The organism is Pseudonocardia sp. ICBG601, assembly GCF_020496245.1.
The window spans coordinates 16,644-28,517 of record NZ_JAHLJA010000200.1; the positions used below are offsets into that span (position 1 = coordinate 16,644).

The 11,874-nt window shown below is 72.3% G+C and carries 11 protein-coding genes and 1 pseudogene; 11 read left to right on the plus strand and 1 reads right to left on the minus strand.

Annotated features, from left to right (window positions below; genetic code table 11):
- Window positions 1–82 precede the first annotated feature (82 nt).
- The 10 genes from KPL57_RS60240 (at window position 83) to KPL57_RS60285 (ending at window position 10,098) form a co-directional block, all read left to right on the plus strand.
- A complete protein-coding gene (locus KPL57_RS60240; RefSeq protein WP_226358653.1) occupies window positions 83–460 on the plus strand; it encodes a hypothetical protein in 378 nt (125 codons plus the stop codon).
- The gene (locus KPL57_RS60245) at window positions 457–1,290 is read left to right on the plus strand and encodes a hypothetical protein (RefSeq protein WP_226358762.1); all 834 of its coding nucleotides are present in this window, start codon (window positions 457–459) and stop codon (window positions 1,288–1,290) included. The genes KPL57_RS60240 and KPL57_RS60245 overlap by 4 nt, the downstream gene beginning before the upstream one ends.
- Window positions 1,287–3,011 (plus strand): hypothetical protein, encoded by a 1,725-nt coding sequence (locus tag KPL57_RS60250; protein WP_226358888.1) that lies wholly within the window; start codon window positions 1,287–1,289, stop codon window positions 3,009–3,011. Before KPL57_RS60245 ends, KPL57_RS60250 begins: the two co-directional genes overlap by 4 nt.
- Window positions 3,008–4,540 carry an SCO6880 family protein gene (locus KPL57_RS60255; RefSeq protein WP_226358889.1) on the plus strand — a complete coding sequence of 511 codons (1,533 nt, stop codon included), beginning with the start codon at window positions 3,008–3,010 and terminating at the stop codon, window positions 4,538–4,540. The genes KPL57_RS60250 and KPL57_RS60255 overlap by 4 nt, the downstream gene beginning before the upstream one ends.
- Entirely contained in the window at window positions 4,537–6,237 is a 1,701-nt protein-coding gene (locus tag KPL57_RS60260; RefSeq protein ID WP_226358706.1) for an ATP-binding protein, read from the plus strand. The genes KPL57_RS60255 and KPL57_RS60260 overlap by 4 nt, the downstream gene beginning before the upstream one ends.
- Window positions 6,237–7,388: a C40 family peptidase gene (locus KPL57_RS60265; RefSeq protein ID WP_226358707.1), complete on the plus strand. Its 1,152-nt coding sequence runs from the start codon at window positions 6,237–6,239 to the stop codon at window positions 7,386–7,388. The genes KPL57_RS60260 and KPL57_RS60265 overlap by 1 nt, the downstream gene beginning before the upstream one ends.
- Window positions 7,385–7,612 carry a hypothetical protein gene (locus KPL57_RS60270; protein WP_226358708.1) on the plus strand — a complete coding sequence of 76 codons (228 nt, stop codon included), beginning with the start codon at window positions 7,385–7,387 and terminating at the stop codon, window positions 7,610–7,612. Before KPL57_RS60265 ends, KPL57_RS60270 begins: the two co-directional genes overlap by 4 nt.
- Before the next feature lie 214 nt (window positions 7,613–7,826).
- Complete coding sequence (locus KPL57_RS60275; protein ID WP_226358709.1) at window positions 7,827–7,967, plus strand: hypothetical protein; 141 nt, start codon at window positions 7,827–7,829, stop codon at window positions 7,965–7,967.
- Window positions 7,968–8,914: 947 nt separating this feature from the next.
- Window positions 8,915–9,526 (plus strand): hypothetical protein, encoded by a 612-nt coding sequence (locus KPL57_RS60280; RefSeq protein ID WP_226358710.1) that lies wholly within the window; start codon window positions 8,915–8,917, stop codon window positions 9,524–9,526.
- A 236-nt stretch (window positions 9,527–9,762) separates the two neighbouring features.
- Complete coding sequence (locus KPL57_RS60285) at window positions 9,763–10,098, plus strand: hypothetical protein (RefSeq protein ID WP_226358711.1); 336 nt, start codon at window positions 9,763–9,765, stop codon at window positions 10,096–10,098.
- Between the two features lie 16 nt (window positions 10,099–10,114).
- Here KPL57_RS60285 and KPL57_RS60290 read toward each other — a convergent pair whose 3' ends face one another.
- Window positions 10,115–11,227, minus strand: a complete 1,113-nt coding sequence (locus KPL57_RS60290; protein ID WP_226358712.1) for a DUF2637 domain-containing protein — start codon at window positions 11,225–11,227, stop codon at window positions 10,115–10,117.
- Window positions 11,228–11,575: 348 nt separating this feature from the next.
- Here KPL57_RS60290 and KPL57_RS60295 point away from each other — a divergent pair.
- A pseudogene (locus KPL57_RS60295) lies at window positions 11,576–11,874 on the plus strand (hypothetical protein); the annotation flags it as partial.

Consider the following 11,874-nt stretch of genomic DNA (forward strand, 5'->3'; position numbering starts at 1 on the left):
ACAGCTGGTTCCCGCCGTGTCCGTGTCCGTGTTCGCTGCGCTGAGGAGCACCCCCGTGTTGAGAACTATTTCCGATAATGCTGTGTGGTTCAGTGCCGGCCGGTTCGGCGCCGGGTGGTTCGGTGCTGGGCTTCCGGGTCAGCAGCCGCCGCCTGCGCCGCCGCCGGCCGGGCAGGAACAAGGCCTGCCGCAGCTGCCGACGGTGGTACCGAGGCCGTTGCCCGGCCGGTTCGGTGACACCGCCGACTACCTCGGCGGTGTCATCATGTCGCTGGCCGGCTGGTCGGTGCCGGTCCTGTTCTTCCTCGGTGTCCTGACCATCGGCGCCGGACGACTGTGGGGCAATCGGATCGCGGCGACGATCGGTGCCGGGATGGTCGGCACCTCGGTCTTGGCCGGTGTGCTCTGGGCGTCCGGCCAGAACCTGCTGAAGACGATCGCGACCGGGGACTTCGGATGACCACTCCGTCTACGCCGCCGGTGGTGCGGGAGCCGAACCGGCGCCGCGGCTACGCGATCGCCGCCGGAGTCGGCGTCCTGGCGACACTGCTGGTCGCCGGCCTGGTCTACACGATCATGGGCTGGCTCGGCGGACGCGACGAACCCGCACCGGCTCCCGCCGCTCCACCCGCGGCGGCAGGCGTGGAGGCCCGGGAGTGGGCCTCGGAACAGGAACTCGCTGCCGCGCCGATGCTGGCGCTTCCCGCGGCCGCTGGTCAGCCACACACGTTGACCACCGAGACGGCTGGACCGCCGATCACGCTGCCTCCGGCGGGGCGCACGGTCGGCGTGTGGGTGCCCGACAGCTTCCCCGCAACACCGGAGGGCGCGGTCGCGCAGCTGGTCGCGATGACCCAGGCCGGGATGCTCAGCGGGGACCCAGCCGACTACGCGCGTGCGTTCGACTCGATCGTCGAGCCCGGCTCCGCCGAGCCCGGAACCCAGGCATGGTTGGCCCTGGTGTTGACAGACTTCCGGAAGAAGGCCGGATTGCCCGCGCACGGGCCCTATCCCGGGATGTCGATGACGTGGACACCGCGGGCGGCCCTGATCAAGGGCACGGTCGGGGACCGATTCGTCGTGGCGTGTGTGCTGGGCGAGTACAGCGCCGATTACATCGGCCAGGTCACCAGCGCCGGGGTCGCAGACTGCCAAGCGATGCGCCGCGTCGCCACACCCGGCGGTGAGCAGTGGCGCATCGTCACAGGCCAACGCCCGGCGATCCCACCGTCACCGTGGCCCGGGACCGCTGAAGCGGTCGCCGCCGGATACCGAGACCTGATCCGATGACCGCCGACGTGCTCGGACGGACCGGGTGGGCGACCCAACCACCGCCGACCCCGCCACCGCCTGAACCTGCTCCGCCGGAGACCGGTGAAGCGAGTCTGAGCGACGCGCTGCTCGGGATCGCCGCGAACCCGGCGGACACCATGTCCACCGCCATCAGCGGCTACGTCAAGGCCGGTGTCGTCGGTGTCCTGGAGTCGGTGTGGACGGCCGGTCTGGCGATGCTGCGCGACACCCTCGCCCTAATCGACCATCTGACGCGGTTCGATCTGGTTGCGTTGTTCGCTCCGGATCGCGGTCTGGGGCAGGTGTGGCCGGCGTTGTGGTGGCTGGCGATCCTGGTCGCTACCTGCGTGTTCTTCTCCCAGATCGTGGCGGTCGTGGCCCGCGGCGGCTGGGGAGCGTCGCGGTTGCTGCTGGGACCGGTCCATTTCGGGATCGCGCTCGCCTTCATCCTGTCGTTGTCGGCGGGCCTGGTCGCCGCGGCGGACGGGATCGCCCGCGGCCTGCTCGATCTAGCGTTGGGCTCACCGGATTTCGCCCGGGTCCTCGACCCGCCACCGGTCGACCCGGACGCCCCGGCCGAGGAGCCGGTGACCGGTGTCGGGGCGATCTTCATCGACAACCCGGACCTGGGTGAAGGCCTGACGGAGATGTCGCGGGCGATCATCATGGCCATCGCCGGAGCGCTCGGGGCGGCGGCGTCGGTCGGTTTCGCGTTCGAGATGGTCGTGCGCCAGGCGATCATCGTCATGTTGATCGCGGTATCGCCGATCGCGGCGGCGGGGTTGTTGTCGGGGGCGACGTCGGCGTGGTGGTGGCGGACCGCGCGGTGGCTGGCCGCGGCGATCCTCCTCGAGCCGGCGTTGGCGTTGCTGCTGGTCATCGGGGTCGGGATGCTGGGCAGCGCCTCCGGTGTGTCCGGGGTGTTGGCCGGGGCGGTGACGTTGCTGGCGGCGGTGTTCTGCCCGTGGGCGGCCTACAAGCTGCTGGCGTTCGTCGATCCGGCGACCGGCGCGGGCATGGATGTGCGGGCGGTCATGGCGCGGCGCCCGGCCCCGGCGGGGGCGGCACGCCCCGGTGGTGTCGCAGCCGAGGAAGCGCATACGGCGCGGTTCGCCGACCACGCCCGCACCCAGGCCGGTGGGCGTGGTGGTGTCGCGGCGGGCGCGGTGCGGGCCGGCCGCGCGGTCAGCGGGGCCCTGACCAGGGGCTATCACGGTGTGGCGGCGGCGGGGGAGTACGCGGCGGGCCGGTTGAACCAGCAGGCCGCTCAGACCGGTGTCGGGCACGGCGGCGGCTTCGTGCTGCGCCACACGCCCAGCGTCCGCCCGTCCCCGGTACCGGCCCGGCCGGCGGCGGCGCCCGATGTCGGCCACGGCGGTGCCCCGGCGCAGGTCACCCCGCCTGCTCCGGCGCCGGAGCTGGGCCGGGCCGCGACACGTGACCAGCCCGACCGAATCCCCGCCACCGGCAGCGGCGCTGGCGGCGGTGCGGGTGGCGGTGCGGGTGGCGGTGCGGGTGGCGCTGCTGGTGGTGAGTCTGCGCAGCGGCGGCGTGAGCTGGACCGGCTCGCCCAGCAGCAGGAGCGGGCGCCGCGCCCGGCGCCGGAGGCCGACCGGCGCCCACCCAAGCCGCCACCGATCACACCGCCGCCGCCGTCCACGACACCGCCGTCCACGGCACCGCCGCGGCCGCGGCCAGACTCCGGGAGCGGCCGATGACCACGACCGATCCCGGGCGGATGTATCGGAATCTGCACCACCGCGAAGGCGCCGGATGGCTCGCGGGCCTGTCAACCGGCCAAGCCGTGGTGGTGGGGGCGGCGTGTGTGCCGGTGGTCGTGGCGGTCGGGGCGGGGCGGTGGTCGGCCGCGTTCGGCTGGCTACTGGTCGCGACCGGTGTGTGGGTGTTGGTGACGGTCCCGATCCGCGGCCGGCCCGCACTGTTCTGGCTGGTTGACCTGTGCATGTTCACAGCAGGAGGAGTTGTCATGGGCTGGGCTGCGTGGCAGTCGAAGGCCGCGGCCGGGCGCGCCGACGACCCGGACGCCCCGGACCTGCCGGGGGTGTTGGCGCGGTTCCGGTTCCACGACGGCCCACCACTGGCCGACCAGCGCCTGTGTCTGATCCAGGACAGCGTGGACGGTCGGTGGGCGATCACCGGGCGGCTCACGCACTCCGGGGTGGCGATGGCGTCGGCGGGCGAGTCCGAGGGCCTGGCCGCGCAGCTCGGGACGATGTTGATCGGCGTCGCGCACCGCGAGGTCATCGACCGAGTGTCGCTGCTGGTGCGCACGGTCCCCGATGACGGCACCGACTATGCGTTGTGGCGCGAACAGCACGAGGTCGACGACGCCCCCGAGCTGACCCGGCAGATCGCCGCGGAGATCGACCGGACTGTGGCCGCCGCGTCGGTGCGGACGGAGTTGTTCGTGACTGTGTGCGGGACCGAGCACTCACTACGCCGGGCGGCGAAAGCCGCCGGCGGCGGCGTGGCCGGCCGCGCCTATGCCCTCTACCGCGTGTTGGACGGTGTCGCCGACGCGCTACGCGGTATCGGTGTCACTGAGGTGACCTGGCTGTCTTCCGCCGGTGTCGCTGAAGCGGTCCGGACCGGTTTCAATCCGGCCGCCGCAGCGCATCTGCGGCATCAGCAGCTGACTCGCCCGGACCGGGCCGGGCATCTGTCGTGGTCGATGGCCGGGCCGGTGCTGGCGCCGACCCCGGCGGCGCGGCATTACGCCCACGACGGATTCGCCACCGTCGCCTACGCCGTCCAACCACCGGTCGGCGGCACGAGCTTCGGGTCCCTCGGCCCGCTGCTGGCGGTGCGGCGGGCGGGGGAGCGGCGGTCGTTGCAGATCCACTACGAAGTCCTCGATCCGTCCCATGCCCGCCGACACGTCGCCCGCACCCGGTTCCGCGACACCCTGATCGCCGACCTGAAGGCCACCCGCGGGTTCGGCACCACCGTGGAAGACCAGCAGCGCCACGCTGGTGGGCACGCCCACGAGGCCGCGGTCGCGGCCGGGCACGCCCTGGTCCGCTACACCATCGCCGCCGCGACCACCGTCCCGTCGGACTGGGCGGACTGGGGCATCGAGGACGCCGCGGCCGGAATCGAGAACGACGCCGCGGACCGCTTCGGCCTGCTGCGCCTGGAACTCACCCAGGACGCCGCGTTCACCGCGGCATGCCTGCCCGTCGGCTACGGCCTCCCCGGTCTGCCGAACCGGCGGTGGCAACGATGACCCGGCTCAACAGCAGGATGTTCACGCGGCGGCGGCGGAGTGTGCCGGTGTCGCGTAGTACCGGCGAACTGCTGACCGCGTTCACCGACCTCACCACCGAACAGCTCACCATCGCCGCACCGCCGGAGACCGGCGCCCTGGATGAGGGTGTCGCCTGGAACCTCGATCCGCGCCGCGGGCACCGGGAGCTCGGTCGGGGCTGGGCCCCGGTCGATGCCGCCCGACGCCTACCGGTGTTCCGGGCCACCACCGACCAGATCGGCGGCCTGTTCCCGTTGCTGGCAGCGCACGGTGTCCCCGCGGTCGGCGCCCGGATGGGCTACGACGTCGCCACCGGCGGCTCCTTCTACACCCACCCGCCCGAGTGGGTCCTGAGAAAGATCGTCACCAACCCGAACATGATGATCTTCGGTAAGCCCGGGCGGGGGAAATCGTCCACGGTGTGTGCGTTCTGCCTGCGGATGATGCCGTTCGGCTTCAAAACCCTCATCAGTGGTGATCGGAAGGGCGAGTACACGCCGGTGCTGCGCGCACTCGGGATTGAACCGATCGCGCTCGGGCCCGGGTCACCGCGGCGGCTCAACGCCCTGGACCTCGGGCCGCTGCGCACATACTGGCCGGCCTGGAGCACGGAGCGGCAACGCCGCGAACTCGACGTGATCCTCGGGCGCTGGAACCGGCTGCTGCTGTCGCTGGCCGCGGCCCAGGGTCACGTCCCGTCGGTGACCGACGAGTACGTCCTGCACGCGGTCCTGCGGCGTCTGCTCGGCGCCGATGACACCACCGACCAGCTCCGCCCGGTCACGATCCCGCAGGTCACCGGACTGCTCGCCGACCCCGACACCGACTTGTGGGCCGGGACCCGGTTCGTCGACCGCACCGAGTTCACCACGCAGACTCGGGCGGTCACCGACGCCCTGTCGAACCTGGTCACCGGGCCGCTGGCCGGGCTGTTCGACGCCGAGACGAACTTCGACCTCGACTGGGACGCCCCCATCCAATCCATGGACCTGTCCCGCCTCGACCCACTCGGCGACAAAGCCATGAACGTCGCCCTGACCTGCCTCGGGATGTGGTCGTCGATGCTCACCACCCTGCACAACACCGTCGACAACACCGGCACCGGCGGGGCGGGTGGGGCGCCGCGGATCGTGGTCCGCGACGAGGTCTGGCGCCAAATGGGCCTGGGCCTACGCGCAGTCCAGGCCATCAACGCCGACCTACGCCTGTCCCGCAGTGATCGCACCATCCAGTTATTGATCATGCACCAGCCGTCCGACCTCCACGCCGTCGGCGCCGCCGGATCACACGAGGCCGCGATCGCCCGGGACTTCCTCGCCCTGTGCTCGACGAAAATCCTGCTCGGCCAATCCGATGCCATCACCGACGACCTCGCCGACCAGCTCGGCCTGTCCGAGACCGAGCAAGCCGCGATCACCGGATGGGCCATGGCCGCCCAGGGCCGGGCACTGTGGAAACTCGACAACCGGCCTGGCATGAAAATCCAAACCGTCCTGTCCGGCACCGAAAAGTCGATCTTCGACACCGACGCCGGCATGCGCTCAGGACCTCGCGCCGAGGCCCTGACCAGCATCAACGATACCGGCAGCCCGGACATCGACCAGCAGTGCGCCGAGGCCGGCGGCGACCCCACCGGGACCGACGGTGTCAACGACTCGTTGACGAAGGAGTCGTAGTGGGCCGGGGTGTGCTGGTGGCCGGTGGGCTCGGGGTGTCGGTGGTGCTGCTGGTGACCGCTGCGCTCGGCGGGCTCGCCGTGATCGCGGCATTGGGGATCGCCGGGGGCCGCTTCGGCTGCGGACCCGACGGAGGCCTCGGGGGCGGGGCACAGTCCGTGGACGGGGTCGCCTGGAGTGCGGAGCAGACCGAGAACGCGGCCACGATCGTCGCCCGGGTCGTGGAACGACAACTACCCAGAAGAGCGGCGGTGATCGCGCTCTCCACCGTCATCGTCGAATCCCGGCTGGTCAACGTCGCCTACGGCGACCGCGACTCCCTCGGCCTCTACCAGCAACGCCCGTCCCAGGGCTGGGGCCCGCCCGCCCGGGTGCTCAACCCGGTCGCGGCCACCGACTCCTTCCTCGACCGCCTCATCGCGCTGCCCGGATGGCACACCATGGCACCGGGGACGGCGGCGCAGGCGGTGCAGCGCTCGGCGTTCCCGGATCGCTACGCCCCCCAGGAGGGCCCGGCCGCGGCGCTGGTCGAGCAGCTCTGGGTGGGGGCGGACAACCCGGTACCGCTACCACCGGGCACCGACAGCTCAGTCGCCACGAACACGCAGCTCGCTTCCACGGTCTATGCCTGCCCCGATTCCGGCGGCGCCGGACTCCGCACGGGCGGTGCGGGCGTCGTCGATGCGACGACGCTCCCACCGGGCTTCACCGCACCCACCGATCCCGTAGCGCGGACCGCGGTCGGCTACGCCCTGGCCCAGCTCGGGAAACCGTATGTGTGGGGCGGGACCGGCCCGGACGGCTTCGACTGCTCCGGACTCATGCTCGCCGCCTGGGCCTCAGCCGGTGTCGCCCTGCCCGCCGGGACGGTCAGCCAGAAACACGCCGGGACACCGGTCCGCCTCCAGGACATCGCGCCCGGGGACCTGGTGTTCATCCCCGGCTCACTCGGCACGAGTGAGAATCCTCGGCACAACGGCATGTATGTCGGCCACGGCCTGGTCATCAACGCCTACGACACCACCCGAGGCGTCGTCCTACAACCACTCACCGAATGGGAAAGTGACATCACTCACATCCGCCGGGTCCACGCGCCCGCGCCGACCAACGCGCCGGCGCCTGCGGCTGCTGCGGCAGGCACGACGCCATGACCCACACCGTCGTCTGCCCGGTCGCACTCACCGCGAACACGACGACCGACGCGCTCGGTCTGCGATGGGACGACACCGCTGGTGGCTACCGGTGCCCGGCATGCGACCACGAACCGCGAACGGTGATGTTCGGCCCGGCCGAGGCCCTGGTCTGCGGCGACTGCGCGACCTACTGGCTCACGCCCACCGCCGGCGACCACCGCAGCACGGGCCGGGCGGCGTAGGCCCGGTGGAGCGGCACGATCCTGGGATAGGTGGTGCGGGCGATCCTGACCGGACCCCGGCCCGCTACGCTCAGCTCACAGTCCATGACTGCGGCGCCCCAGCACTTTTGGCAAAGAAAAAGGGCGCCGCAGCCACCGATGATCAGCGTTGCCGCTGCTGCTGCTGGTTTAGCTGCTGCTGCTGCTGGTCCCAACTGCAAGGGGCACTCTAACCATGACCCACCGAAGCGTCGAGACCCCCCTCGACCTCGACCTCGACCTCGACCTCGACCAGCTGTACTCGCCGCCGGTGGTGGTTGCCCCGTTTGCGGCGGCTGGCCTGGCCGTTCTCGTCCTGACCGGTGGTGCCCGATGAGCGCGTCGGCGATGATCCGCCCGTCCGGGACCGGCTACAGCGGCGGCTACGCCGGCGCGGAACAGCCCGGGGAGGGTGATGTGTTGCGGGAGGGGCGTCGGTTCCCGTACACGACGGTCGGGGACTGGGTGGCGCTGTCCGGGGTGTCACCGCGGGCGATCCATGCCTATGTGCTGCTCCGGTCGTTTGTGAACACCCAGCGCGGGGATGAGCGGGCCTGGCCGGGGCAGCGGTTGCTCGCCCGCGGGCTCGGGGTGTCCAAGGCCCACACGGTGGGTGCGGCGATCGGCGAGCTCGTCAAGATCGGCGCGGTCGATGTCGAGACCGTCGCGACCGCGACCGGGCGCCGCAACATCTACACCGTCCACGAGGCCCCACCGCCCGGCTACACCGGCCTGGGCAGCACCCAGGAACTCGCCGCGCTCGTCGCCGCCGAAGACGCCGAAGCCACCGCGAAGGCCCTCGCCGCACGCCCCGCCGGCCCCCCGCCACCGGCACCCAAGCCCGCCCGCGCCTGCCCCGCCACGAACCGCGCCGCGACCCGCCCGCAGCGCCGCACCACCGACGCCGTAAGCCACGGCACGACCCGATCCGGTCAAGAACCCGCAGGTCGTAGGGGGTATGCCGCAAAAACGGCAGATCCCCCAAATGGGGGACCCCCAGAGTCGTTAGCATTGGGGGGGTATGCCGATTTTGCGGCATACCCATCTGCCGAAAAACCGGCACAGAACGACCTGAAGTTGAACGACCCGAAGGGGGGGAGGGCGCGAGCGCGCACGAACCGCCCGACCACCGAGGTCGCTGAGCCCGTCCACGCCCCCCACCCCCAGAGCCCTCGACCAGAGCCACACCCCGCCCCCGCTCCGGAGCTGACCGCGCCGCATCCCCCGATCGCGACCCCGTCGGCCAGCACCCCCTCGGCGGCGCTGGTGAGTGAGCTGGGCGCCGTGACTACGGCGCTGGCCCAGGTCGCCGCGCAGCTGGCCACCACCCTGGCCACGCACCCGACCGCAGCCCCGCTCCCGGCCCCGGCCGCGAGCGCGCCGACAGAGCCGACAGAGCCGGCGCCCAGCGCCGCGGTGCTGGAGCCGGACCCGGCCCGGCGCGAGACCTGGCGCTGCGCCCGGCACCTCGCCGCCCCGGACCCCCACGATGGGCCCTGTGGCGGCTGTGGAGCGGTCCGTAAGCGGATGCAGGCCCAGGAGGCCCGGCAGGCCACCGAAGCCGCTCAGAAGCGCTCTGAGGCCGCGCAGCGAGCCCGTAGCGAACGGGACGCCTGTCCCGAATGCGACGAGTACGGCTATGTCCTCGACCCGTACGACCCCGCCGGCGGCTCCTACGACCCACCACTGCGCTGCCACCACGACCGCCCCGCCACCGACCGCATCACCGACGACGAACACCGCCGGGCCACCCAGGCCGCCGCCGCGCAGCCCTACCAGCGCTCGGCCGCCACCCGCGCCCTGATCGAGTCCACCCGCGCCCACCTACTCACCCGCACCAGCACCCCGTCCACGACCGGCCACCGACGACGACTCAACCCAAAAGCATGGCGATAACCAGCACAAACCAGTCCTGAACCCAGCGGGCGGTACCCGCTGCACCGAAGACGGCGCCGTACCGAAAACGGTGCTGCCGCGCCGCTTCCGGTCCTCACCCGCCCCGAGGGGCGGGCTGCGGTCCGGGTCGACTTGCCCACGAGCCGCCGACAGGGCCAAAGCGGGCCAGAGCAGCGACGCCGCAGCACCCGGGACCTGCTCACACACCCACGTCACCTGTCGCGCACAGTGCACACATGAACACACCACGCAACGACCCAGCCGCCCAGAACGATCGGCTGCCCTGGCCGACCTGGATGTCCGGACCCGACCGCACCGCCGCCGAAGCCGCGGCCACCGCCGACACCGTCGTGTTCAACCGCGCCGCCCTGCACGACGCCCTGACCCACGACCACCGTGCCCGTCCTCGGGCCACAGCTCAGCAGAGCGCGAACACGGCCCCAGCGCCCGCGACGTCATCGGCTGCCGCGTCATCCACCGCCCGACCCGACACCGGGCCGTGGCTCACCCTGGTGATCCTCGGCCTGGTCATCGTCGCCGCGATGCTGGTCATCACCGTGACCTGGACCTGACACCCAGCAGGCTCGGTCAGGCCGGGACCATCCGCGGACCCACCCGACCAGAGCCAGCAGGTGCAGCGTCAGGAGCACCAGCGCGCTGTGACGGGAGACCGTGTTCCGCGGGCGGGAGCATGCCGCGGTCCCGCAGCCTGCGCTTGGCCTTCGCCGCCGTGCGGTTCCCGCCGATCATCCGATCGACCTCGGACAGCGACAGGTCCTCACCTCGGGCCCACGCCGCCGCCAACAGCGCTTCGGCCTTCGCCAGCTTCGTCTCCCCCACCGCGCTCACGACGGCCGTGCAGGCCGCCGCGTCGTCGCTGCCGCCCTCGGGGGTGTCCTGACGCCGCGCTGGGCCCGACGTCACCACCGGCAGCGGCGCCGTGTCGCCCTGATCCGCACCAGGCTCCTCCACCGCCCACGCCGACTGCATCGACTGCATCGAGATCGCCGAGGACTCGGAGCGGTCCTCGTGCGCAGCGCCCACAGCCGCGGTCGACACTTGCCCGGCAGGGGCGGCCGTGGCCGTCCAGCGTGCCGCGCCACCAGCGACGCCCGGCCCCACCGTCCGGCTCGCAGCGAGGGCAGCGCGGGTGGGACGCAGCACGATCGCGATCAATTCCAGACTGATCGCGAACGCGACCGGCGGGAACAACGCGACCATCCACGCCGCCACCGACGCCAACACCGATCCATCCCGCACCCATTCACTCTCCGGGACAACAGAGGCGGCGTTCGCCAACAACGTCACGATCATCCCGAACGCGAATGCCGCCCACGGCCCGAACCCGACCCGCTCACCCCGAGTGCGGCGCGACCACACCACCACCAGCGCTGCAGCGAGGAGCCCGTCCACCGACAGCGGCAGCCAATACGCCAACGCCGACCCCGGATTGAACCGGGCGGCGACCTCCTGCAAATGCCAATACGACGCCACCGCCGCGGGAAGACCCACAGAACCCACCACAAGAACCGCGAGAACACGCGGCCACACCGACGCCCACAATGTCTGCCGAGCACGCCCCGACTGCGGGAGGTTTTCCTCCGGGATCAGTTGCTGTTCCCGACCGGCCCACAGCTCACCGGCAGAGCCCACGCCGGGCTCGCCGTTTCCGCTCGTGGGCCTGAGTTCATGAACAGTCATGACCGATCCCGCTCCTCCGCCGCCCGTGTAGTGGCGCACGTGACATTACACGACCCCGCCGACCATGAATGCGCAGTGTCCGCCCGGGGCCGTATGCGACCGGCAAAGACAAGAAGTCCCGGGCCACCGTTCTTCGGTGCTCGCCGGGGGTGCTCGCCGGGGGTGCTCGCCGGGGGTGCTCGCCGGGGTGCTCGCCGGGGGTGCTCGCCGGGGGTGCTCGCCGGGGGTGCTCGCCGGGGGTGCTCGCCGGGGGTGCTCGCCGGGGGTGCTCGCCGGGGGTGCTCGCCGGGGTGGTGCTCGCCGGGGGTGCTCGCCGGGGGGGGGGGTGCTCGCCGGGGGTGCTCGGGGGTGCTCGCCGGGGGGTGCTCGCCGGGGTGCTCGCCGGGGGTGCTCGCCGGGGGTGCTCGCCGGGGGTGCTCGCCGGGGGTGCTCGCCGGGGGTGCTCGCCGGGGTGCTCGCGGGGTGCTCGCCGGGGTGCTCGCCGGGGGTGCTCGCCGGGGGTGCTCGCCGGGGGTGCTCGCCGGGGTGGGGTGCTCGCCGGGGGTGCTCGCCGGGGGTGCTCGCGGGGTGCTCGCGGGGGTGCTCGCCGGGGGTGCTCGCCGGGGGTGCTCGCCGGGGGTGCTCGCCGGGGGTGCTCGCCCTGTCAC

Excerpts from the sequence above, each read along its gene's own strand:
- KPL57_RS60270 (WP_226358708.1), top strand. The coding sequence starts at position 7,385 with ATGACCCACACCGTCGTCTGCCCGGTCGCACTCACCGCGAACACGACG.
- KPL57_RS60260 (WP_226358706.1), top strand. The coding sequence starts at position 4,537 with ATGACCCGGCTCAACAGCAGGATGTTCACGCGGCGGCGGCGGAGTGTG.
- KPL57_RS60250 (WP_226358888.1), top strand. The coding sequence starts at position 1,287 with ATGACCGCCGACGTGCTCGGACGGACCGGGTGGGCGACCCAACCACCG.
- KPL57_RS60275 (WP_226358709.1), top strand. The coding sequence starts at position 7,827 with ATGACCCACCGAAGCGTCGAGACCCCCCTCGACCTCGACCTCGACCTC.
- KPL57_RS60290 (WP_226358712.1), bottom strand. The coding sequence starts at position 11,227 with ATGACTGTTCATGAACTCAGGCCCACGAGCGGAAACGGCGAGCCCGGC.
- KPL57_RS60285 (WP_226358711.1), top strand. The coding sequence starts at position 9,763 with ATGAACACACCACGCAACGACCCAGCCGCCCAGAACGATCGGCTGCCC.
- KPL57_RS60255 (WP_226358889.1), top strand. The coding sequence starts at position 3,008 with ATGACCACGACCGATCCCGGGCGGATGTATCGGAATCTGCACCACCGC.
- KPL57_RS60245 (WP_226358762.1), top strand. The coding sequence starts at position 457 with ATGACCACTCCGTCTACGCCGCCGGTGGTGCGGGAGCCGAACCGGCGC.